This is a genomic window from Acinetobacter sp. Leaf130 (assembly GCF_001423205.1).
In the GTDB taxonomy this organism is placed as follows: Bacteria; Pseudomonadota; Gammaproteobacteria; order Pseudomonadales; family Moraxellaceae; genus Acinetobacter; species Acinetobacter calcoaceticus.
Window position 1 is genome coordinate 1 of sequence record NZ_LMOE01000002.1, and the last position, 22,017, is coordinate 22,017.

Genomic DNA, 22,017 nt, shown 5'->3' on the forward strand with positions numbered 1-22,017 from the left:
TAACTGTTTTTCAACAAGTTTCTATCTGCATCACCGCCGATGGATGTGCATTATAGAGGATTAAGATCCCTTTGCAAGGGGTATTTCAGCCTTTTTCTTTTGAATGCCGCTTTTTTCTACTATTTTGTGAAAAAAGTGATATATATGCCTTTTTTTTAGGCATTTCAGTCAACGTTAGATGAGATATTAAACTTTTTTTACTTTATCAACTTCATGTAGAATAGATTATTCGTGCAATAGTTTGGCATTAACTCACCATGTGGCAGTTCGCTAAGAAAGTATTTGTTTGCATACTTGTAGTGTTTGCTACGAGTGGGCCTTGTTATGCCAATTCAAAACATAACTTTTATGTGCTTACTTTATCTATTCTAAGCTACAGTAAATGGGAGAATGTAAATACTCCTACTCTTTGTGTTATTGATAATCCCTCTATTACATCTACCTTTCAATCTTATATCCAGCAAATGTCTTATAATTATCGTGTTCAAACTGTAAACGCGAAAGATTTTGCACGGTCACATTGTCAGGCTGTTTATTTTTCTACTACTTCTCCCCAGCAACAACAAAATCTTATTCAGAATTATCCTTATCGTTCTTTACTTTCTTTAAGCATCAATAATTCAGACTGTGAAATAGGAAGTATCTTTTGTTTATATAATCAAAATAATTACACTACCTTTAAAGTTAACTTAGATGCTTTAAGTCACTCCAAAGTTCATATCGATCCGAGAGTATTGCTCTTGGCTAAGAATGCGGAGTAAGGATTATGATATCTAAGTTGTATCAGTCCACGTCTCTGCATGCTTTATTTAGAAAGTCTCAATTTACGATTTTTGCAATTACGTTCTTTATTTGTTCTTTTACCTTTGTATCGATTTCTGTTTTTACAATGGAAACCTATGCCAAGCAAAATTTACAATTGCTCAGCCATACCCTGCTCGAACGTATTCAGCCAGCAGTTGTATTTAATGACAAAATTACGATAGAGCAAATTTTGAATGAATATACGAATGATCATTCAATCCGTACTATTCATATTTATGATTCAGAACATCACCTTATTGCGCAAAGTTTTAAATTATCAAGTCAGACTTCAATTTTAGAGGGCTGGTTTGATCATTGGTTTTTAAATGAACCTGTTCATCTTACAATTTATCATCACGAACAAAATGTAGGTGAATTAACCCTGTTTGGTAGTTCAGAAAAAATATTGCAGTTCCTAAAAATGATTATGGTAGGGCTCGCAATTGCGATGTTGTTTATTGTTTGCGCTTTGTGGTGGTCAGTAAATCTAACTTATCGCCAAATTATGCAGGCTATTTATCCACTTACGAATATTGCTCAAATTGTAAGTGAGCAAAAAGCTTATAATCTTCGGTTTCCTTATAATCGAATTAAAGAATTTCAAGATTTAAATACTGTTTTTAATGAGTTACTTGAAGAAATTCAGATATGGGATAATCAATTACAAAAAGAAAATCGTAAATTGTCATTTCAGGCTCATCACGATCAGCTCACCTTATTACCTAATAGACATTATTTTTATCAAATTCTTTTAGATATGTTTGAAGATAAGGGGTTCGATAACAAATCTGCTTTATTATTTATAGATAATAATAACTTCAAAGCGATTAATGACCAGTTTGGACATTTGGCTGGAGATGAAGTTTTGAAAGAAATGGCGAATCGCTTGCAAACCCGTTTACGTCATCAAGATTTTATCGCACGTTTAGGCGGCGACGAATTTGCTGTTATTTTGCATTCCATTAGTCATGCTGATCATTTAATATCTATTGCTGAAAATTTACTCGAAAGCTGCAAAGAACCTTTGCATCTGAATGGTCAAACCATTTACTTCAGTTTTAGTGTAGGTATTGCTTTATCACAATTTGCATCTAGCCCCGAAGATTTCATTATGCAAGCAGATCAGGCAATGTATAAGGCTAAAAATTCGGATGAACGCTGGTTTATCTATAAACCTGAAAATTAAATTTAGGCTAATCTATGAATACAAGATCTTTAAAACTCTCCTTTATTGCATTGCTATGCATTACTCTTGCAGGGTGCCTGAGTTTTGGGCCATTAAAATATCGTCAGGTAAAATTGCTCAAAAAAGAAGGTTTTGTGCTTACAAATGAAGGATGGACTTTAGGTTTACCAGAACGTTTGTTGTTTGACTTTAATAATGCAGAGTTAAAACAGAGTCATGAAGCTGAGTTAGTACGTCTAGCATCTCAATTGAATAAATATGATCTTAATAAATTGAAAATTGTTGGTCATACTGATGATGTTGGCGATGCTGCTTATAATCAAAAGCTGTCTGAAGAGCGAGCACAAAGTGTGGCAAACCTTTTCTTAGCTCGCGGGTTTAAGCAAGAAAATATCTATGTGATTGGTCGCGGTTCAACGCAGCCCTATGTTCCAAATACAACCAATGAAAATCGTGCGATTAACCGACGTGTTGCCATTGTTGTTATTCCATAATTTTTAATTTATAAAAAAGCCAATCCTCTGTGATTGGCTTTTTTATTTTAAACTAACTCAATAATATCAATTGTTGGCGGCACTCTAAAACGTAAAGGGATTCCGACCATTCCTGTACCAACTGTCACAAAAACATCGGCATGTTCGTGAGAGTAAAATCCACGCTTATGACCTAAAATTGACACTTTTTTCATAATATAGGTAGTAAGCCATGGAAGCTCAACCTGCCCCCCATGTGTATGCCCAGATAACATTAATGGTCGATTCGGCAATTTAGGTACCATATCTACCGTATCGGGATTATGGGAAAGAATTAACCAAGGCTTGTCTTGTGGTAAATCTGGCATCGAACGCATATCGGTTTTTCCAGCCCAGAGATCACCAATACCAATCAAACGAAATTCTTCAAAATCAACTATTTTGCCTTCAATATCGACAACTTCATTATAAAACAAGGCATCTTTTAATAATTGTTGGATAGGTGGTCCTGGATATTGCTCATCATGGTTTCCAGGAACAGAGTAAACAGGTGCCTGAATTTCTTTTAAAACACTCAATTCTTGAATTAGTCTATTTTCCGGCTCATATGTCCAGTCACCCGCCACAACCACTAAATCAGGTTGCTGTTCATTTAATTTTTTAACTATTGTTTTTAGTTGGCGCTCATGTCCTGAAAATAAACCAATATGTAAATCAGCAATTAATGCTACTTTTACAGGTTTATTAAAACTTCGATCTGGATTTAACCGATATTGATGTGTATCGACACGCACTAGATGAGGTTCAATAAATCGGGCATAAATTAAAATGCCACTTAAGAAAAAGATGAAAATACCTTGATGAATTGAATAGTAACCAATCCAAGCAGCGTATAAGTTAAAAAACCAGAGAGGAATAAGTAGATAAGAAAGATAAAATGCGAGTAAATGGACAAAAGCTTTAAATGGATGAATAGTCTCAGTTCGAGATTGATGAATCCAAGCTTCAGAAATCCCCCATAAAGCAAGTATTGAAAATATAAAGTAAAAACAAAAAATAATTGAATTTGGATTCCACATTACGACTCTCGACTTATCTTATATTGATTGCTAGTAATCAAATTCAATATTTATCTTTCAATATGCACGAATTATACTCTAGCTCACGTTATCGTATGTACTGATTATGGCACAATCCATTCATTCCAAACAGCTTCAAACGAATCAACAAGCTAAAGGCTTTTTGATAAAAGCCTCTATAGTCCTATGTTCTAGTTTTGCTGTGGGTTTGACGGGATGCAGTACTCTGCCAAAACATGGTGTTGAACCAGTACAATATGCAAAAGATATTGATACCTCTGAGACCTCACTTGCCAAACTGATTACTCCATTACGTCAGCAAAACCCAAAGCTAACGGGTTATCACGTATTAAATGATCCGTTGGAGGCTCTAGCAGCCCGCCTAAGATTAATTGATAAAGCCGAAAAGACTTTAGATTTACAATATTACATTTGGGACAATGACAAAGTTGGTGCTTTAGCTTTGCACGCGCTTATTCGGGCAGCTGATCGCGGGGTAAAAGTCCGACTTCTTATTGATGACAATAATGCAAAAAAAATAGAAGGGATTTTGCTTGCCCTTTCTCAGCATAAAAATATTGAAGTTAAGCTTTTTAATCCCTACCGTTTTCGTAAATATCGTGCGATGGATATGGTGCTTGATTTAAAACGTATCAATCGTCGTATGCATAATAAAAGTTTTATTGCCGACAATGAGGTTGCTCTTATTGGCGGACGAAACATGACAAATCAATATTACAATGTAAGTGATAGTTATCAATTCTCTGATGTCGATGTGATGTTAGTTGGTGCTGCTGTTGATGATATTGTGAATTCGTTTGATGACTACTGGAATCATGAATATGCATATTCAGTTCAAAGTATCGTAAGTCCTGAACAGCACCGTTTACGCTATGAAGGATTAAAAGAACAACTTGAAGCTCACTACCAACAAGCAACTGTTCAGAACTTTCTAAACTTAACTGCAAAATCACATGCATTTGATGAATGGTTAAATCGTAATATTCAATTCGACTGGGTCAAAGCCGAAGTCGTAAAAGACTCACCGGATAAAATCAAATCAAAGGCTAAAAAAGAAGAGCACCTTAATTTCCAGTTAATTAACCACCTAGAAAAACCGGAAAGTAATGTTGATTTAATTTCAGCTTATTTTATTCCTGAAAAACAAGGTGCCAAGATTTTAAGTACTCTTGCTAAAGAAGGCGTTGAAGTCCGAGTCTTAACCAACTCGTTTAAAGCGAATGACGTTGCTGTCGTTCATGCCTTTTATGGAAAGTACCGTAAAGAACTTCTTAAAAACGGCGTACAACTTTATGAATTTTTACCGACACCAGATAAAAGAGATTTAAATAAAAATACAGATGAGCTGGCAACTAAAGCGAAAGTGAATATGAAAGGATTAAGCCGTTCAAGTTTACATACAAAACTTATGGCTTTAGATGAGCAGGTTTTTATTGGCTCTTTTAATTTTGATCCACGTTCAGCTTATTTAAACACTGAGATTGGCGTGATATTAGATAGTCCATCATTGGCTAAAACCATTCACCACACGATGGATGAAAATTTGAACAAATTTGCTTATAAGCTAAAGCTTGACGCTAATAATCATATTTATTGGCAGCAAGAGACTTCACATGGTCCTTTAATTTATAAACAAGAGCCCGAGATGAAATGGTGGCAAAAAGCAGGCATGAAGTTTCTTTCATGGCTGCCAATCGAAGGATTCATGTAATTAATTTTTTGGCTTAAGTACTTTTTGATGTAGTTGAGCCAAGCCTTCTACCATTTTTTCTTGAACTTCATTCGTTAAACTTTTCACATCATGCCCTTCCACAGAAATTGGTGGCAAAGTTAACAAATGAGCTGTTACTTTTGGCATTTCAAGTACGCGTTGAATATGTTCTGCAAACGACATCTCACCAATGAATGGAGCAACTGTATCTAATTGTCCATAACGGTTTACATAACAAATTAAACATACCTGTACTGGACGTTGAGCCTCAATAGCAGCCCCGAGTAAACGGCCATGTACTTTCTTAACAGAATGCCCATCGGTGGTAGTCGCTTCAGGGAAAAATAGTACAGGAATATTTTGTTTTAAAAATTCGGTAATTTGCTCACGGATTCTAACGGAGTCCCCAGACCCACGCTTAATAAATAAAGTTCCACCACCTTTAGCTAAATTCCCGAAAATGGGCCAATTTTCAATTTCAGCTTTAGCAAGGAAGAAAACACGAGCTCCTGAACCTAAAACAGCAACATCTAGCCAGGAAATATGATTACTTACCCAAAGAGCAGGTTCTCTAGGAATTGTTCCGTGTACTTCTACATCTAAGTTAAAAACCTGACATAAACGGCGGCAAAAATATTGAACATAGCGTGTATTGACCGGATTATTAGGATCTTTATAAAGGCCATGTCGATAAACTAAATAAAAACCTTCACTAATTGCAGCCGTGGCAGAAGTGACTTTTTTTCCGTATAAACCTATTTTTGATAATTTCTTTAACGTTGAATTAACTATACTTTGCGTTTGAGCCATAAAATTTCACTAACGATCAATCATTGTTATACCCATCTCGAGCATTCTATACGTTTCAGAATAAACTTGCATTGATGATAGAGAACGGGAAATAAAATAAATTCAAACATCTCTAACTACATTTAACCAATCTAAAGGATAAGAACAAACGCTTTCCCCTTTTGCTTAAGTTTCATCTAGAATAAAGTTTTCCCATTTTCAGGATTTATAGCCACGTGGAATATGTTGATCGGCATCAAGGCGGTGAACGCACAATTTTAGTGAGTGTTTCTGTACAATTATTAGATGATCTGGATGCCGAAGAGTTTGCTCTACTTGCACAGTCTGCTGGTGCAGATATCCTTGAACATATTAAGGTTCAGCGAAATAAACCCAATCCTAAATTTTTTATTGGTTCAGGGAAAGTTGAAGAAATTGCAGAGCGAGTTCAGGAACTAGAAGCAAGTCTGGTGATTTTTGATCATGCTTTGTCACCCGCTCAAGAACGAAATTTAGAAAGAATATTAAAATGCCGAGTTATTGACCGTACTGGCTTAATTTTAGATATTTTTGCGCTGCGTGCCCGTACGCATGAAGGTAAATTACAAGTCGAGCTTGCACAGCTTAAACATTTATCTACTCGTCTTATTCGTGGTTGGTCAGCAGACTTTGAGCAACAAAAAGGTGGTATTGGCTTACGTGGTCCTGGTGAAACACAACTAGAAACAGACCGTCGTCTCATTCGTGTTCGTATTGCCCAATTAAAAGATAAATTAGAAAAAGTACATCAAACCCGTATTCAAGGACGTGCTGCAAGACAAAAGGCAGCCATTCCAACTGTGTCGCTAGTTGGTTATACCAATGCGGGCAAATCAACTCTATTTAATATTTTAGCGAAAAGTGATGTCTACGCAGCCGACCAACTGTTTGCAACACTCGATCCGACATTACGCCGTTTGGAATGGGATGGTATTGGTACTGTCGTGTTAGCAGATACGGTAGGCTTTGTACGAAACTTACAACATGATTTAGTTGAATCATTCAAAGCAACACTTGAAGAAACACTTGAAGCCACTCTATTACTGCATGTTATTGATAGTAATAGCCATGACATGCTTGATCAAATTGAAGCAGTTGAAGGTGTATTAAAAGAGATTGGCGCAGATGCTCCAGTACTTCGGGTATACAACAAAATTGACTTAAGTGGTGAAGAAGCCAAAATCATTTATGCCGAGCCACATGTACCAGATCGAGTTTATGTTTCTGCTCATGCTGGCCTTGGTCTAGAATTACTTCAACAAGCAGTGCAAGAATGTTTAATGGGTCAAATTCAACATTTTTCACTGATTCTTAAACCTGCTTATGGCAAATTGCGCACCCAACTTTATGCTTTAAATGTGATTCAGTCTGAACACTATGATGATGCGGGCTTATTGCATATTGATGTACGCATTGCCCCACATAAGCTAGAAAAGCTTATTCGCCAAGCAAAACTGCCCTTAGAAGAAATCTTAGGAGAACGTGCTAGTCAATTTAGCCGTCCCTTGGAGGAGTTTGAAATCAAGGGGCAGATCAATTAAAACTTGATAAGTAAACTTTTAGAGATAAAAAATATGGATAAGATCAAAAGTATAGACTGGACAGCATGGGTAGCGACTTTACTGCTCATTATTGGTTTTCGTGAAGGCTCTGTCATCGTCATGCGTGCTTTTGGTCATCCAGAATTAGGTAATTTAGTCGGCTTAATCAGCTTACTCACTATTTTGATTATCTGGAGAAAGTTCAAAAAAATCCCTCTCCGGATAGTCGATACGAATAATAAAATTATGAAAGAAAGTGGATTTGCTTTTTTACCCGTTTGTGCTGGCTCCTTAATTATGTTGGTGCATATGGGTAAAGAAATTCCACTATTCCTTTTTGTTTTAGTAGTCAGCACCCTTATACCTTTGTGGGTCTATGCAAAAATGGCAAAACGTTGGTTATAAGGAGAATAAAATGTTTACGATTTTTTACGGTTTTTTAATCACACTCATTGGTTATCTCTGTGCAAAACCTTTAAACCGACGTTTTCCGCAAGTTCCACTTTTAGTTTTCGGCATGTTCATTGTCATTGCCTTACTTTCAGTTTTACAAGTCCCTTATGAACAATATCGTCTTTATGTGAATGAGTTATTTAGCCATTTATTGGGATATGTGACTGTAGCCTTAGCCATTCCTTTAGCTGCAATGCGTTACGATGACCTTCCAATTAAATCGGTCATTGGTATTTTATGTTTTGCAAGTATTAGCGCTGTTGCTTTGCCTATGGGCCTCGCTTATTTGTTACATATGTCAGAACCTACTATTCTTGCATTTGCAACCCGTGCGGTGACTACCCCTATCGCCCTGAATATCGCAACGTTATTGCATGCTCCTGAAACGCTGGTGACCCTTATTGTTATTTTATCTGGGGTTATTGGCGCTGCATTTTCACCATTTTTACTCAAGCATATTAATGATGAGCGTGCTTCCGGTTTAGCCTTAGGTTTAGCTGCTCATGCCATAGGAACAGCTCAAGCTTGGCAGCGCGGACCAGTTGCAGGTCGCTACGCTGCATTTGGTATGGCTTTGAATGGCGTATTTACTGCAATTTGGTTGCCGACATTAATGTTGTCACTTGGAACACCTTAATTAAGAAGCCGATTAAATAAACATTGAACGGTATATCAATTCGAAATAAGATGATCTTTCAAAGTTAAAAGGATTTTTAATTATGGGGAAAATTTTTATTAGAGCACTGCTCTTACTGGGGATCAATACTGCTACATTTGCAGCAGATATTACAGGTCTTTGGCAAACAATTGATGATAAGACAGGTGCTCCCAAAGCACAGGTAGAAATACGAAAAGAAGCAAATGGGACTTATGCTGGAAAAGTTACTAAAGTCACGCCGCGCCCGGGTTATACCCCTAAAGAGATTTGTGATAATTGCCCAGCACCATATACCAATAAACCAATTTTAGGTCTAGACATTGCAACGGGCTTAAAACAAACAGATGGACTTAATTTTACTGGCGGTAAAATTTTAGATCCGAATACGGGAAAAGTTTATGGGCTTAAAGCAAAACTTAGCGCAACTGGTAAACGTCTCCATATGCGCGGATATCTTGGAGTTTCAGCATTAGGCCGTAATCAAATTTGGTTACGCGTAGAATAAAAGTTAAAAATAAAAAAGCCGCTTATGCGGCTTTTTTATTTTCACTCGGGTACAACCCTCGTCTTGCGCTCATGAAAAGCATTGCTTTTCCTATATTCGCTCAGGATTATCAACAGCAAAGATTTCTTTGTCTTCAAGGCGATAAGCCATTAGTTTTCGTCCCCAAACACAGCCGCCATCAATATTCTGGATCTGCTCATTAACGCTTCTACCTTCTAGGGCAGCCCAATGACCAAAAATAATCTGATGAGTCTGAGCAGCTTTACTTGGAAATTCGAACCAAGGTAAATAGCCTTCTGGCATTGGCGCATCTAGAGCATCTTTAAAACTGAACTCTAAAGCTCCTTCTGCGTTGGTTAAACGCATGCGTGTCAGATAATTGGTAATACAACGTAAACGTGCTGAACCAGTTAGATCGTCTTCCCACAAATCGGGTTTTGAACCATACATTTCTGCTAAAAAAGCATCCAATACAGATAAATCTTCATGTGAGAGTACTGCTTCAACCTCTTTTGCTAGCGTTGCAGTTTTTTGTGCATCCCAAATGCAAGGTATGCCAGCATGAGTAAGAATTGTGTGCTCGTTTGGGAATAAACATAAAGGTTGTTTACGCAACCAATCGATTAATTCATCGCCATCAATTGCATCAATAACATCCTGCGTGCGATCTTTCTCTTTAATCTCTTTTAAACCACGCGCACCCGCAACTAAAGTCAGATCATGATTTCCGAGTACAGTTGCAGCAGCTCCGCGGTCAGCAAGTTTTTTAACAAAACGTAAGGCACCCACTGAGTTTTCGCCACGAGCGACCAAATCACCAGCAAACCATAAAAAATCTTGGTCTGGATCAAAACGTATTTCTTTAAGTAAGGCTTTCAGAGCTTCAAAACACCCTTGTACATCGCCAATCACATAATTAAAACGTTTAGTCATTTATCCCACCATTTGATCGGCTAAAGCAACAAATTGAGTCAGTGTTAAAGTTTCCGGACGAGCCATCGGATCAACGCCTGCTTTTTCAAAGCCATCTTCAGCGATCATACCTTTAAGACTATTTCTTAGGGTTTTACGGCGTTGGGTAAATACATGACCAACCAACCGAGCTAAAGCTTTTTCATCTTTTGCAATAATTGGCTTTTGTTCATAGGGAACAAGGCGGAAAACAGCACTCGTTACTTTAGGTGGTGGGTTAAATGCGCCAGCTGGCACTTCAAATAAAAACGTTGGTTGGCAATAATACTGAATCATTACCGACAAGCGACCATATTCTTTTGTGTTTGGCTCAGCCGTAATACGGTCAACCACCTCTTTTTGGAGCATAAAGTGCATGTCTTTAACTTTACTGCCAAATTCCAAGAGATGAAAAAGTAATGGGGTTGAAATGTTATAAGGTAAATTACCAACCACACGTAATGGTCGACCATCTTTTACTAGTTCGCTAAAATCATATTTTAATGCATCAGCTTCTATAATCGTTAAACGTTCTGGATGTGGAACGCGTTCTGGTAAGCCTGCCGCTAAATCACGATCTAGCTCAACAACTGTTAAGGCATCACATTCCCCAATTAAAGGAGAAGTTAAAGCAGCCAAACCTGGTCCAATTTCAACAACATTTTCACCCGCACGCGGATTCACCGAGCGCACGATTTTTGCAATGACTCGCTGATCATGTAAGAAGTTTTGACCAAAACGTTTACGAGCTTTATGCCCTTCATCTTTCGGGTTTAGGGCATTAATTTGATACATAGAACATTTCCAACATGAAAAATTTAGCTCGCTGCCAAAGATAAAGCTAAATCGACAGCGACATTTAAACTTGAGCTTTTTGCCAAACCGGTACCAGCTAAAGACAATGCCGTGCCATGATCGACCGAAGTTCGGATGAATGGCAAACCCAATGTAATATTGATGGCCTCACCAAACCCTTGTGATTTTAACACAGGTAAACCTTGATCATGGTACATGGCAAGTACAGCATCAGCATTTTTAAGATGTTCAGGAGTAAATAAGGTATCCGCAGGTAAGCTTAGGCTCATTTTTATTCCTTGTGCCCGATAACTTTCAAGTACTGGATTAATGGTATCAATCTCTTCGCGTCCCAAATACCCATCTTCACCCGCGTGAGGATTTAATCCGCAAACAAGTACGCGCGGATCCATAATCTTAAATTTAGTTTTTAAATCATGTAATAAAATATCAATGACCTGATGCAAACGATCTTTGGTAATTGCATCTGCAACATCTCTTAAGGGCAAATGTGTAGTAGCCAATGCAACACGTAAAGTCTTAGTCGCAAGCATCATAACGACACGCTCTACACCTGCAAATTCTTGATAATATTCAGTGTGTCCACTAAACAAAATACCTGCATCGTTAATGACCGACTTTTGCACAGGAGCAGTGGCGACCCCAACACTTTTACCAGACATTGCATAATCAGCTGAACGGCGTAATTGTTCTAATACATAAGCAGCATTAGCTGAGTTTAATTGCCCATCAACAACCGCCGTTTCTAAAGGTACATGCTCTATATAAAGTTCACCTAAAGACGACGATTCAGCTTGTCCCGTATATTCTAGAAATTGAATATCTATCCCGAGTTTCTGGGCACGTTGTTCTAATAAATTTCGGTCACCCAAAATAACAAGTGGGCGTTCATCAACTCGCTTAGCCAAGCTCAAGCAAATATCTGGACCAATACCAGCCGGCTCACCGGAAGTGACATATAAAGGATGACTCATATTCAACTCAATTTATATATTATGGATTCGATGATTAAGACTAAATCTAGCCTCTAACCAACCAAAACAATGAGCAATTTCAGATACGATTATGGCTATCAAACTCAATAATCCCACGATCATTAACCATTTGCCCAAAAGCCAATTGATTCGCACAAAATTTTCTTGCGCAATAAAGCAAAATCCTATTCCACCCAATAGATATAATATGTAAGGTAACGGCGTAGCATGCATATAAAGACTGATCAAAGCCACACCAACCAACCCACTAAAACCATAATAAAGACAAAATCCATTAAGAAGAATAAGATGCAAGCAAACTAATATTGCCATCCACCCCATAAAAAATTGTATGATTTTGGACACGTCCCCCCCCCTTTATTCAGGTCAGTATCAACATAGCACATCAAAAAATGTAGTTTTTCATTTTAAATTAAATCCCTCAATTAAAAATATAAACCACTTATTGATCAAGGAAACTTACATCAAATTATTCTTGTGATTTTAGGTAATCTCGTTTAGAATTTCGGCTCCTTTTGTTTGGACAGATTCCATAGTCCAAACCAACTATAATAGGTAGTGGTTTAATGAAAACTCTCAGCGCTAAGCCAGCTGAAGTTCAACATGACTGGTATGTTGTTGATGCTTCTGGCAAAACTTTAGGTCGCCTTGCGACTGAAATCGCTCGTCGTTTACGCGGTAAGCACAAAACTTCTTATACTCCTCACGTTGACACTGGCGATTACATCGTTGTGATTAATGCTGAACAAGTTCAAGTGACTGGTAAAAAAGCGCTTGATAAGAAATATTATCGCCATACTGGTTTCCCTGGTGGTATCCGTGAGACTAACTTCGAGAAGTTAATTGCTCACAAGCCTGAAGCTGTTCTTGAAAAAGCAGTTAAAGGCATGTTACCAAAAGGTCCTCTTGGTTATGCAATGATCAAAAAAATGAAAGTGTACGCTGGTACTGAGCATCCGCATGCTGCTCAACAGCCACAAGTTTTGGACATCTAAGGGATACAGCACATGGCTACTAATTATGGTACAGGTCGCCGTAAGACCGCAACTGCACGTGTTTTCTTGTCAGCTGGTACAGGCAAACTCGTTATTAACAACCGTACTTTAGAGCAATATTTCGGTCGTGAAACTGCTCGTATGGTTGTTCGTCAACCTTTAGAACTTTTAGAAGTTACTGAAAAGTTTGACCTTTACATCACTGTTAAAGGTGGTGGTATTGGTGGTCAAGCTGGCGCGATCCGTCACGGTATTACTCGTGCGCTTATCGCTGCTGACGAAACTTTAAAACCTGTTCTTCGTCAAGCTGGTTTCGTTACTCGTGATGCTCGTGAAGTTGAACGTAAGAAACTTGGTTTACGTAAAGCTCGTAAACGTCCTCAATTCTCTAAACGTTAATTCGTTTATCGAGTTGGACAAAAAGCCTTGGATTTTTCCAAGGCTTTTTTATTATGAAAATAGAACAATAAAATGCAAACTTATAAATATAAACAAACTATCTCGTTAGAACCGTGATTTCCTAGAGCATTTTTAGTATCCTAATCGATTCACTCAACCACGTCGTCTTGTGATATGTCGGTCGAAAACACCTCTATTCAGGGGATTACCCTTTACAGTCATGCTGATGATTTCCGTTCTCATTGGATTCGTTTCTTATTAGCAGAAAAGCAAATCAAATATCAATTGATCGTAACTGACCATGAAGACGAAGATTTAGCAAGCTTAAATCCATATAACCAATTGCCGATGTTGGTCGAGCAAAACCTTAAATTATTTTCAGCGCCTATTATTGCTGAATATTTAGATGATCGTTATCGCCAAGGTAAGCTTTACGCAGATGCGCCAATGATGCGTGCAGAGCAGCGTCAATATATATGGAGACTTGAAAACGACTGGTTCAAATTAGCAGATCAGATGTTAAAGCATGCTGATTCTTTAAATGTCGAACAAAAGCAAAAAGCTCAAAAAGAATTACGTGAAACTTTAATTTCACTTACTCCCCTATTTCAGCATTTTCCCTATTTTATGTCTGAAAATTTCACAATCTTGGACTGTATGCTTGCTCCTATTTTCTTAAGGCTAAATAGCATGGGAATCGATTTACCGAAACAGCACTGCCGACCGATACTTTTGTATTGTAAACGTATCTTTGAGAGGCCTTCTTTTGCTAAATCAATGACGGCTCAAGAGAAAAACCGTTACAATGAACTATTAAATATGGAATAGTGTGATATGTCTGAGCAACCTATTGATTTAACCCCTACACGTCCTTATCTTGCTCGTGCAATCTATGAATGGATTTGCGATAACCAGCTTACTCCTTATCTATTAGTGGATGCGACACAGCCACATACAGATGTTCCACAGCAATTTGTTAAAGATGGGCAAATCGTTTTGAATATCGTGCCTCATGCTGTTCATCAACTTCTTATTGCAAATGAATCCATTACTTTTTCTGCCCGTTTCGGGGGGGCATCGAAAGACATTTATGTACCTATTCAAGCAGTTTTAGGTATTTATGCACGTGAGAATGGGCAAGGTTTATTCTTTGATCCTGAAGAATATGCCAATGTAGCACCTGTAGAAAATACAGTAGAGCCAGAAGTACAAGAAGCTGACACAACATCGACCAAGAAAAAACCAACGTTAAGAATTTTAGATTAAATTTAGAGGAAGAAAGCATGGCATTTGATTTAGTCCAATACTTTGCTGAGCAGATAAAAATTCAAAAGCCTCAGCTTTTAAATCAATATCCAGTTAATGAAAAAAATAAACTGATTGATGAGGTGAATATTCTTACGCTTGGAAAACTGATTAGTTTATGGCGCCAAGATGACAATAAGATTTATCATGAAGTAAAATCGGCAGATCCACTTTATATTCAGGAAGTCGCTCGCCATTTAACAACTTCTAAGCATAACCAGTCAACTTTAAAAAATTCAGAATTAGAACAGAGTATTTCTGAAATTTTAACTTTGCAATTGGCAGAACTTAACCAGCTCGATGAAACAGGCGGTTTTGGGCATAATGGCCTAAAAGAATTAATTTTAGGTCAAGTCGAACACTTGTCAGGTCAGGCAGAAGATTGGGTTTGGTCAACAAACCACCTAAATGAATTAATTGGTTCTAAACCTGTGGAACAAGAAGAGCTATCATTGGATACAACAATGAAGGAGTTCAACCAAATGGTTCATCAAGCCCAACCTCATCATGATGACGTGCATATTGAAGAACAAGCTGCCGAGATTTCTGTACCAACATGGTCAAAAATTATTGCCCCTGTCGTTGCCTTAGCAATTTTGGGCTACCTCTATTGTATTTATACACAACTTGTCTAATTTTGTTTTTTATAATTAAAGGGAACGTATGTTCCCTTTTTTTTGATTTAAATAATCATCTTCTATAAATCAATAGTAGTTAACGGTAACGAAAATTACTCTTCTCTTAAGTTTGAATAGTAAATAACATTTGCCGTTTTTTTACTTGTTGCCCTTGCTGTCCTAAAATATCTTCGACTACACCATCGACATCAGATCTAATCTGTTGCTGGATCTTCATAGCTTCAAGTACCAGTAAGGTTTGCCCTTTCACGACTTGATCGCCTTTATTGACCAAGATATTGATCACAGCACCATCCATAGGCGCACGAATTTTACCATCTCCCGCAACATCAGCCGTTTCTGGAGCAGCGTAAGTCACATTGCGAATCGCAACATTGCCATTGTCTCTATCTAAATAAAGCTGATCACCGTCTAAAACATATTGAACACGGCGGCGTATACCATCAACAAAATACGTTAGCTGCTCGTCTGTCTTTTCAATGACTTCAATACAAACAGTTTGATCACAGAGCTGTACCGTAAATGTGTTATTTACAGTTGAAAGCTGTAACTGGATTTGCTGATCGTCATATTTTAGTTTTAAGGGTAATGGAACACCAAGCCCAGTTTGCCACACCGCAGTACCTTTATTCTGACTAAATAATGCTGCTGCAAGAGCCAAGGTTTCTAAAGATAAAACCTGAGAGTGTAAGCTGCTGTCATCTTGGAAATGCTGTTGAATGAATGCGGTATTCGTATCACCAACGACAACGACTGGATGACGTAATAAATTGACCAAGAATTGTTTATTGCTGTTTACACCAAGCAAAACACAATCATCTACAGCACGAGCCAGCAGACGAATCGCATCCTCTCGAGTTTTACCGTATGCAATCACCTTAGCCACCATCGGGTCGTAGAAAGGGCTAACTTCATCTGTTGCTAACATGCCATGATCAATTCGTACATTTGGCAAAATTGTGGGCTTCCAACGTAGAACTTGACCTGTTTGCGGCAAGAAATCTTGACGTGGATCTTCAGCATATAAACGGACTTCAATTGCATGGCCCTTGATGGACAATTCATGTTGTTGCAATGGTAAATACTCATCATTGGCGACACGCAATTGCCATTCAACCAAATCTAATCCTGTAATAAGCTCAGTGACTGGATGTTCAACCTGTAAGCGTGTATTCATTTCTAGAAAATAGAATTCACCCGATGCATCAAGCAAAAACTCAACAGTTCCCGCGCCTACGTAAGCACATGCTTTGGCAGCCGCAACAGCAGCCTCTCCCATTTGCTGACGCAGTTCGGGTGTCATGACTGGGCAAGGTGCTTCTTCTACAACCTTTTGGTGACGGCGTTGAATCGAACAATCACGCTCGAACAAATACACATAATTGCCATGCGTATCGCCAAAAACTTGAATTTCAACATGGCGCGGCGCAATCACTGCTTTTTCTAAAATAAGCTCACCTGAACCAAATGCATTTTCAGCTTCTGAACGTGCAGTTTGTAAAGCCTCTACAAGCTCGGAGGATTGCTGAACCAAACGCATACCACGACCACCGCCACCAGCGGAAGCTTTCACCATAATTGGAAAACCAATCTGCTCTGCTTGTGTAGCCAAATATTCAAGGTCTTGACGATCTCCCTCGTAGCCTGGCACACAAGGTACACCTGCCTCAATCATGGCAATTTTTGAAAGTCGTTTACTTCCCATCAACTCAATTGCAGAGGCTGTCGGACCAATAAAAGTGATTTGATTGTCGATACAGGCCTGAGCAAAATCGGTATTTTCTGATAAAAAGCCATAACCTGGGTGTACAGCATCCGCGCCTGTTTTTTTGCAAGCTTCTATAATTTTGGTAATTGAAAGATAAGATTCAGATACTTTAGAAGCTCCAATATAAACTGCTTCATCAGCTTCTTGCACATGGCGAGCATTACGGTCTGCATCGGAATAGACCGATACAGTTTGATAACCCATTGCCTTTGCTGTCTGCATCACCCGAACTGCTATTTCACCACGATTGGCAACCAGTACTTTTGAAAATTTCATTGTTTTTATCCTTATCTTTTATTGCTCATCGGCCCAATTCGGCAACCGTTTTTGAATAAAAGCCATTGTTCCCTCTTGCCCTTCAACACCACCAACCGCTTGAGCAAATTGTTGCGCAGCATCATCAAGCAAATGATTCAATGGTTCATTGAGTGTTCGATGTAATAGTGCTTTCGTCATACGTGAAGCTTGTGGTGCAGCGCGTTTAATTTGCTGAATTGTCTCCTGTAATTCCTGCTCTAGCTCTAATTCATTATGAGCAATCTGATGGACTACTCCGACATTGAGCGCCGTAGGTCCTTCAAAACGCATCCCCAACAAAGCAAGTCGTCTAGCCTGAGTTAGACCAATACGCTTCACTACAAAAGGAGCAATCTGCGCAGGAATTATTCCTAGCCCAGTTTCAGGCAATCCAAACTGGGCATTATCACGGCTAATCGCAACATCGGAAACACATACCAGACCAAAACCTCCGCCTAGAACAGCCCCTTCTAAAATCACCACAACCGTCTGTGGGGCGGTTTCAACTTGTTCAAGCATGGCACCAAAACGGCGGTTAAAATCAGCATAAGGTTGTAGGCTACCGATATTGCTCGCTTCAACTCTCAAAGCTGCCATATCTTTAATATCACCACCTGCGCAAAAAGTTCCGCCTTCACCACGGATGATGACCGCACGAATCGAAAGATCATCTTGAATAGCAGCAAAGACCTGTTGAATCGCATTAACCATATTCAAATTCATGGCATTACGGCTCTCTGGTCGGTTTAACCAGAGGTATAAAATACTACCGTCCTGTTCTAATTGAATGCTGTCATCAATATCTAAAGCTTGTAGAGATTTGGAAAGTGTCATGGCTTATTCCTTATTTTTGTTTTTTTGGCAAGATATCCATAAGTTTGCAGATAATCCCCAACATAATCTCATCGGCTCCACCACCAATAGAACCTAAGCGGCCGTCACGGTAAAGCTGAGATGCAGGGTTATCCCACATAAAGCCATTGCCACCCCAATATTGCAAACAGCTATCTGCCACTTCGCGGGTTAAACGTCCTGATTTCAGTTTTGCCATTGAAGCCAGCATGCTGACATCTTCACCGGCAATATGCTGTTCACATGCTTGGTAGGTTAATGCTTTTAGTGCTTCCACTTCAGTCATGAGTTCAGCAAAGCGGAAATGGATATATTGATTATTGATGAGTGGCTGACCAAAAGTGGTACGCTCTTTGGTATAGGCAATGGTTTTTTGAATTAATGTTTCCAATCCTCCAATCGAATTGGCACATGCCCACAGGCGCTCTTCCTGAAATTGCATCATCTGCATCATAAAGCCCATGCCTTCTGCACCGACTAAATTACGCTGCGGTACACGCACGTTATCTAAATAAACTTGTGCTGTGGTGGTTGAGCGCATTCCTAATTTATTGAGCGGCTCTGAAAAACTAATGCCTTTAGTTTTTGCGGGTACAATAATCATCGATTTATTGACGTGCGGTTTATCATCAGAAGTGTTAGCTAAAAGACAGAAAAAGTCGGCTTGTAATGAGTTGGTAATCCACATTTTGCTGCCGTTAATCACATAATCATCACCATCTTTTTTGGCCGTAGTTTTAATTGCCGCCACATCAGAACCAGCATGAACTTCAGATACAGCAATGGATGCCACATATTCCCCAGCAATGGCTGGTGTTAAAAACTCATCACGTAATTCTTTACGACCAAAACGTGCGAGAGCTGGTGTTGCCATATCGGTTTGTACACCAATTGCTAAGGGCACGCCCCCACAAGCTGCACGGCCAATTTCCTCGGCAACAACAAGGTTATAAGAATAATCTAAAGCTAAACCACCATTTTCTTCAGGCTTACAAATCCCTAATAAACCAAGATCACCCATCTTTTTAAATACATCATGAATCGGGAAACGACCCGCCTCTTCCCATTCTGGAATATTCGGATTTAGCTCATTTTCAACAAATTGACGAGCTGTACGGCGTAATGCTTCATGTTCGGCAGTAAATTTCATTACATTCTTCCTGATAATTTTTTTAATTGCGGTAAAAGTTGCTTAAAAGCGAGACACCCCAAAACGGCTTGGATTCAATGTCCGCTGCTGTGCTTCATAAATGGTTTGTAAAAGGAAAATCAGTAATTTTCGGGTATCTCGCGGGTCAATAATGCCGTCGTCATGCAACATGGCAGTGTTGAAAAGTGCGGTAGACTGTTGTTCCAATTTCATGGCTGTACTTTGCTCCAGAAAATCGAGCATTTGTGGATTAGGCTCCTGACCTGAAGCTTTTTGCTTGCCTTCGGCTACAATACGTAAAACTTTTCCAGCCTGAGCGGCGCCCATTACAGCAACATGTGAATTCGGCCAAGCAAAAATAAAATCGGGTGATAGGCTTCGACCACACATCGCATAGTTGCCAGCTCCATACGACCCAGCTACCACAATCGAAATTTTCGGCACGGTACAATTGGCAACAGCTTGAATTAATTTTGAACCATGTTTGATAATACCGTTTTGCTCTGCATCTGTTCCCACCATAAAACCAGTGGTGTTATGCAAGAACAATAGCGGACGCTGTGTCTGTTCACACAGGTGAATAAACTGAGCTGTTTTCGCCGCACCTTGAGGGGTAATCGGACCATTATTGGTGATAATACCGATATGCAAGCCACCAATTTTTGCCCAGCCACAAACAGTTAAATCATCATATTCTTGCTTAAATTCAAGAAAATCTGAATCATCAACAATCCGGGCTACCACCTCTTTCATATCGAATGGTTGTTTAGGATCACTTGGAATCACACCCAATAATTCATCGGCATCGTAACGAGGTTCTTTATAGACTGCATCAACTGGTTTGATCTGTTCTTTCCAGTTCAGATGCTCAAAAATTTCACGTGCAAGTCGAATACCATCGGCATCATTTTCTGCCAAATATTCAGCGGTTCCGGCAATTTGAGAGTGCATTTCCGCTCCACCCAATTCTTCAGCCGTTGCCACTTCACCAGTTGCAGCCAAGAGTAATGGAGGGCCTGCAAGAAGCATTTCGGTTTGTTTACGTACCGCAATGACATAATCAGAAAGCCCAGGTTGATAAGCACCACCTGCTGTCGCATTACCATGTACAACAGCCAGTTGTGGAATACCTTCTGCAGAAAGGCGTGCCTGATTGGCAAAGGTCATACCACCGTAGGTAAATACTTCTGCTGCATAATTTAAGTTAGCGCCACCACTTTCGGTTAGCGTAATCAGCGGAAGTTTTTGTTCCAAAGCAATTTTTTGCAAACGCAAAGTCTTCTGCACGCCCATGGGCGACATGGTTCCACCCTTAATTGCACTATTACTTGCAGAGACTAGGCAACGTACACCACTAACAAAACCAATGCCAGCAATCACGCCACCGCCAGCTTCCGAGCCATCTTTATCATCATGCATGTTGTAGCCAACTAAACCACAAAGTTCGATGAAAGGAGAGTCGGCATCTAGCAATAACCGCACGCGTTCATGGGGCAAAATTTTGCCTTTTTTATCGAACTTTGGTTTAGCAGCGTATGATTTATCAATGCTTTTTTGCTGAATTGCACGGACCTCACTCAACTGAGCAAGTAGAGCATCTTTATTCTTTTGATACTGTTCACTACCAACAGCAATTTCGGATTGGAGAATGGTCATTCTTTATTCCTCACTCCAAGCCTGAATTATTGTTTTGCTCAGCTTTTTCAGTCTTATCTTTTTTAAAAATTTCAGGGATAAACGCACGATGGAAACCATTATAAGATTCGCTATTTGTCGCATCGCCTAGCGGATACATTCGTGTTCCCTGCGATGCTGCCCCATCAATACGCAAAGTCACACCAGAGACAAAAGCCGCAGCATCAGATAACAAATAGCAAATAGCCGATGAAACTTCTGATTCGGTTCCCATACGCTTTAAAGGCACATTGCCAGCAAGACTTGGAATAATCACCTTGGCAAAATCACCACTATAATTATCCATGCCTGATGAAACAATCCAACCCGGCGCTACAGCATTCACTCGAACGCCAGATTTCCCCCACTCGACCGATGCTGTTTTGGTTAAGTTATCAACCCCCGAACGTGCAGCACCTGAATGCCCCATTCCTGGCATGCCGCCCCACATATCGGCAGTCATGTTGACAATACTGCCACCATGTTTTGCCATCCATTGGTTATAAGCTTCACGCATTAAATAGAAAGTTGAATGCAGATTATTACGCACGACTGCATCAAAGCCGTTCGCAGAGATATTCTCTAATGCGGAAGGAAACTGACCGCCCGCGTTATTAACTAAACCATCAAGTTTGCCGAACTTCTCAATCACTTCAGCAATCATATTCTTAACTTGTTCTTCTTCTCGGTTATCACACACAACAAAATGAACGAGTCCGCCATCCTCTGTAATTTCTTGGCTTACTTTTTCCAGTTTTTCAATTTTGCGTCCTGTAATTACGACTTGGGCTCCTAACGCGGCAAGCTCATGGGCAGTACAACGACCAATTCCTGAGCCGCCACCGGTCACAATAATGACTTTATTGGCAAAGGCATCAGGTCTAAAAATTGATTGATAACTCATCTTTGTTTCATCCA

At 39.3% G+C, this 22,017-nt stretch carries 24 protein-coding genes; 13 read left to right on the forward strand and 11 right to left on the reverse strand.

The genetic code is table 11. The features are described 5' to 3' along the window. Positions 1-257 precede the first annotated feature (257 nt). The 3 genes from ASF86_RS10380 to ASF86_RS10390 are packed head-to-tail and all read left to right on the forward strand — an operon-like array spanning position 258 to position 2,484. Entirely contained in the window at positions 258-761 is a 504-nt protein-coding gene (locus ASF86_RS10380) for a YfiR family protein (protein ID WP_004638726.1), read from the forward strand. Positions 762-766: 5 nt separating this feature from the next. Then, positions 767-1,990 (forward strand): diguanylate cyclase domain-containing protein, encoded by a 1,224-nt coding sequence (locus ASF86_RS10385; protein WP_005043367.1) that lies wholly within the window; start codon positions 767-769, stop codon positions 1,988-1,990. A gap of 14 nt (positions 1,991-2,004) precedes the next feature. Next, positions 2,005-2,484: an OmpA family protein gene (locus tag ASF86_RS10390; protein ID WP_004638723.1), complete on the forward strand. Its 480-nt coding sequence runs from the start codon at positions 2,005-2,007 to the stop codon at positions 2,482-2,484. 47 nt (positions 2,485-2,531) lie between these two features. Here ASF86_RS10390 and ASF86_RS10395 read toward each other — a convergent pair whose 3' ends face one another. After that, positions 2,532-3,542 (reverse strand): metallophosphoesterase, encoded by a 1,011-nt coding sequence (locus tag ASF86_RS10395; protein ID WP_004638721.1) that lies wholly within the window; start codon positions 3,540-3,542, stop codon positions 2,532-2,534. Between the two features lie 106 nt (positions 3,543-3,648). On the opposite strand from ASF86_RS10395, the gene ASF86_RS10400 reads away from it, so the two are divergent. Then, positions 3,649-5,274, forward strand: a complete 1,626-nt coding sequence (locus ASF86_RS10400) for a phospholipase D-like domain-containing protein (RefSeq protein ID WP_056481831.1) — start codon at positions 3,649-3,651, stop codon at positions 5,272-5,274. Here the strand turns inward: ASF86_RS10400 and ASF86_RS10405 are convergent, their stop codons facing one another. Next, positions 5,275-6,084 carry a lysophospholipid acyltransferase family protein gene (locus tag ASF86_RS10405; RefSeq protein ID WP_005043363.1) on the reverse strand — a complete coding sequence of 270 codons (810 nt, stop codon included), beginning with the start codon at positions 6,082-6,084 and terminating at the stop codon, positions 5,275-5,277. Between the two features lie 215 nt (positions 6,085-6,299). Here ASF86_RS10405 and hflX point away from each other — a divergent pair, with 215 nt between their 5' ends. The 4 genes from hflX (at position 6,300) to ASF86_RS10425 (ending at position 9,259) form a co-directional block, all read left to right on the forward strand. Continuing rightward, positions 6,300-7,643: a ribosome rescue GTPase HflX gene (gene hflX / locus ASF86_RS10410; RefSeq protein WP_056481834.1), complete on the forward strand. Its 1,344-nt coding sequence runs from the start codon at positions 6,300-6,302 to the stop codon at positions 7,641-7,643. Positions 7,644-7,676: 33 nt separating this feature from the next. Next, complete coding sequence (locus ASF86_RS10415) at positions 7,677-8,048, forward strand: hypothetical protein (RefSeq protein WP_004638713.1); 372 nt, start codon at positions 7,677-7,679, stop codon at positions 8,046-8,048. Positions 8,049-8,058: 10 nt separating this feature from the next. Next, positions 8,059-8,733, forward strand: a complete 675-nt coding sequence (locus tag ASF86_RS10420; RefSeq protein WP_056481837.1) for an LrgB family protein — start codon at positions 8,059-8,061, stop codon at positions 8,731-8,733. Between the two features lie 82 nt (positions 8,734-8,815). Beyond that, positions 8,816-9,259 carry a DUF2147 domain-containing protein gene (locus ASF86_RS10425; protein WP_056481840.1) on the forward strand — a complete coding sequence of 148 codons (444 nt, stop codon included), beginning with the start codon at positions 8,816-8,818 and terminating at the stop codon, positions 9,257-9,259. 90 nt (positions 9,260-9,349) lie between these two features. Here the strand turns inward: ASF86_RS10425 and ASF86_RS10430 are convergent, their stop codons facing one another. The 4 genes from ASF86_RS10430 to ASF86_RS10445 are packed head-to-tail and all read right to left on the reverse strand — an operon-like array spanning position 9,350 to position 12,366. Further along, positions 9,350-10,192 carry a symmetrical bis(5'-nucleosyl)-tetraphosphatase gene (locus ASF86_RS10430; RefSeq protein WP_056481843.1) on the reverse strand — a complete coding sequence of 281 codons (843 nt, stop codon included), beginning with the start codon at positions 10,190-10,192 and terminating at the stop codon, positions 9,350-9,352. Then, complete coding sequence (gene rsmA / locus ASF86_RS10435; protein WP_003656092.1) at positions 10,193-11,005, reverse strand: 16S rRNA (adenine(1518)-N(6)/adenine(1519)-N(6))-dimethyltransferase RsmA; 813 nt, start codon at positions 11,003-11,005, stop codon at positions 10,193-10,195. A gap of 23 nt (positions 11,006-11,028) precedes the next feature. Then, entirely contained in the window at positions 11,029-12,000 is a 972-nt protein-coding gene (gene pdxA, locus ASF86_RS10440; RefSeq protein ID WP_056481845.1) for a 4-hydroxythreonine-4-phosphate dehydrogenase PdxA, read from the reverse strand. Between the two features lie 12 nt (positions 12,001-12,012). After that, the gene (locus tag ASF86_RS10445; protein WP_155860171.1) at positions 12,013-12,366 is read right to left on the reverse strand and encodes a hypothetical protein; all 354 of its coding nucleotides are present in this window, start codon (positions 12,364-12,366) and stop codon (positions 12,013-12,015) included. 221 nt (positions 12,367-12,587) lie between these two features. Between ASF86_RS10445 and rplM the strand changes: the two genes are divergently transcribed. The 5 genes from rplM (at position 12,588) to ASF86_RS10470 (ending at position 15,355) form a co-directional block, all read left to right on the forward strand. Beyond that, entirely contained in the window at positions 12,588-13,016 is a 429-nt protein-coding gene (gene rplM / locus ASF86_RS10450) for a 50S ribosomal protein L13 (protein ID WP_003656097.1), read from the forward strand. Between the two features lie 12 nt (positions 13,017-13,028). Next, on the forward strand, positions 13,029-13,415 hold the full coding sequence (rpsI, locus tag ASF86_RS10455; RefSeq protein WP_002048725.1) for a 30S ribosomal protein S9: 387 nt from the start codon (positions 13,029-13,031) through the stop codon (positions 13,413-13,415). 174 nt (positions 13,416-13,589) lie between these two features. After that, a complete protein-coding gene (locus ASF86_RS10460; protein WP_004638694.1) occupies positions 13,590-14,243 on the forward strand; it encodes a glutathione S-transferase N-terminal domain-containing protein in 654 nt (217 codons plus the stop codon). Between the two features lie 6 nt (positions 14,244-14,249). After that, positions 14,250-14,681, forward strand: coding sequence for a ClpXP protease specificity-enhancing factor (locus ASF86_RS10465; protein ID WP_056481847.1), 432 nt, complete (start codon positions 14,250-14,252; stop codon positions 14,679-14,681). Positions 14,682-14,698: 17 nt separating this feature from the next. Further along, the gene (locus tag ASF86_RS10470; RefSeq protein ID WP_005043347.1) at positions 14,699-15,355 is read left to right on the forward strand and encodes a hypothetical protein; all 657 of its coding nucleotides are present in this window, start codon (positions 14,699-14,701) and stop codon (positions 15,353-15,355) included. Between the two features lie 106 nt (positions 15,356-15,461). Here the strand turns inward: ASF86_RS10470 and ASF86_RS10475 are convergent, their stop codons facing one another. The 5 genes from ASF86_RS10475 to ASF86_RS10495 are packed head-to-tail and all read right to left on the reverse strand — an operon-like array spanning position 15,462 to position 22,003. Then, the gene (locus ASF86_RS10475; RefSeq protein ID WP_056481850.1) at positions 15,462-17,402 is read right to left on the reverse strand and encodes an acetyl/propionyl/methylcrotonyl-CoA carboxylase subunit alpha; all 1,941 of its coding nucleotides are present in this window, start codon (positions 17,400-17,402) and stop codon (positions 15,462-15,464) included. 18 nt (positions 17,403-17,420) lie between these two features. Further along, positions 17,421-18,257, reverse strand: coding sequence for an enoyl-CoA hydratase/isomerase family protein (locus ASF86_RS10480; RefSeq protein ID WP_056481853.1), 837 nt, complete (start codon positions 18,255-18,257; stop codon positions 17,421-17,423). Positions 18,258-18,267: 10 nt separating this feature from the next. After that, positions 18,268-19,425 (reverse strand): acyl-CoA dehydrogenase family protein, encoded by a 1,158-nt coding sequence (locus ASF86_RS10485; RefSeq protein ID WP_056481856.1) that lies wholly within the window; start codon positions 19,423-19,425, stop codon positions 18,268-18,270. 42 nt (positions 19,426-19,467) lie between these two features. Continuing rightward, positions 19,468-21,081 carry an acyl-CoA carboxylase subunit beta gene (locus ASF86_RS10490; protein WP_003656126.1) on the reverse strand — a complete coding sequence of 538 codons (1,614 nt, stop codon included), beginning with the start codon at positions 21,079-21,081 and terminating at the stop codon, positions 19,468-19,470. 10 nt (positions 21,082-21,091) lie between these two features. Further along, positions 21,092-22,003: an SDR family oxidoreductase gene (locus ASF86_RS10495; protein ID WP_026057069.1), complete on the reverse strand. Its 912-nt coding sequence runs from the start codon at positions 22,001-22,003 to the stop codon at positions 21,092-21,094. Between the last annotated feature and the right edge of the window lie 14 nt (positions 22,004-22,017).

Excerpts from the sequence above, each read along its gene's own strand:
- ASF86_RS10380 (WP_004638726.1), top strand. The coding sequence starts at position 258 with ATGTGGCAGTTCGCTAAGAAAGTATTTGTTTGCATACTTGTAGTGTTT.
- ASF86_RS10385 (WP_005043367.1), top strand. The coding sequence starts at position 767 with ATGATATCTAAGTTGTATCAGTCCACGTCTCTGCATGCTTTATTTAGA.
- ASF86_RS10390 (WP_004638723.1), top strand. The coding sequence starts at position 2,005 with ATGAATACAAGATCTTTAAAACTCTCCTTTATTGCATTGCTATGCATT.
- ASF86_RS10395 (WP_004638721.1), bottom strand. The coding sequence starts at position 3,542 with ATGTGGAATCCAAATTCAATTATTTTTTGTTTTTACTTTATATTTTCA.
- ASF86_RS10400 (WP_056481831.1), top strand. The coding sequence starts at position 3,649 with ATGGCACAATCCATTCATTCCAAACAGCTTCAAACGAATCAACAAGCT.
- ASF86_RS10405 (WP_005043363.1), bottom strand. The coding sequence starts at position 6,084 with ATGGCTCAAACGCAAAGTATAGTTAATTCAACGTTAAAGAAATTATCA.
- ASF86_RS10415 (WP_004638713.1), top strand. The coding sequence starts at position 7,677 with ATGGATAAGATCAAAAGTATAGACTGGACAGCATGGGTAGCGACTTTA.
- ASF86_RS10420 (WP_056481837.1), top strand. The coding sequence starts at position 8,059 with ATGTTTACGATTTTTTACGGTTTTTTAATCACACTCATTGGTTATCTC.
- ASF86_RS10425 (WP_056481840.1), top strand. The coding sequence starts at position 8,816 with ATGGGGAAAATTTTTATTAGAGCACTGCTCTTACTGGGGATCAATACT.
- ASF86_RS10430 (WP_056481843.1), bottom strand. The coding sequence starts at position 10,192 with ATGACTAAACGTTTTAATTATGTGATTGGCGATGTACAAGGGTGTTTT.
- rsmA (WP_003656092.1), bottom strand. The coding sequence starts at position 11,005 with ATGTATCAAATTAATGCCCTAAACCCGAAAGATGAAGGGCATAAAGCT.
- pdxA (WP_056481845.1), bottom strand. The coding sequence starts at position 12,000 with ATGAGTCATCCTTTATATGTCACTTCCGGTGAGCCGGCTGGTATTGGT.
- rplM (WP_003656097.1), top strand. The coding sequence starts at position 12,588 with ATGAAAACTCTCAGCGCTAAGCCAGCTGAAGTTCAACATGACTGGTAT.
- rpsI (WP_002048725.1), top strand. The coding sequence starts at position 13,029 with ATGGCTACTAATTATGGTACAGGTCGCCGTAAGACCGCAACTGCACGT.
- ASF86_RS10460 (WP_004638694.1), top strand. The coding sequence starts at position 13,590 with ATGTCGGTCGAAAACACCTCTATTCAGGGGATTACCCTTTACAGTCAT.
- ASF86_RS10465 (WP_056481847.1), top strand. The coding sequence starts at position 14,250 with ATGTCTGAGCAACCTATTGATTTAACCCCTACACGTCCTTATCTTGCT.
- ASF86_RS10470 (WP_005043347.1), top strand. The coding sequence starts at position 14,699 with ATGGCATTTGATTTAGTCCAATACTTTGCTGAGCAGATAAAAATTCAA.
- ASF86_RS10475 (WP_056481850.1), bottom strand. The coding sequence starts at position 17,402 with ATGAAATTTTCAAAAGTACTGGTTGCCAATCGTGGTGAAATAGCAGTT.
- ASF86_RS10480 (WP_056481853.1), bottom strand. The coding sequence starts at position 18,257 with ATGACACTTTCCAAATCTCTACAAGCTTTAGATATTGATGACAGCATT.
- ASF86_RS10485 (WP_056481856.1), bottom strand. The coding sequence starts at position 19,425 with ATGAAATTTACTGCCGAACATGAAGCATTACGCCGTACAGCTCGTCAA.
- ASF86_RS10490 (WP_003656126.1), bottom strand. The coding sequence starts at position 21,081 with ATGACCATTCTCCAATCCGAAATTGCTGTTGGTAGTGAACAGTATCAA.
- ASF86_RS10495 (WP_026057069.1), bottom strand. The coding sequence starts at position 22,003 with ATGAGTTATCAATCAATTTTTAGACCTGATGCCTTTGCCAATAAAGTC.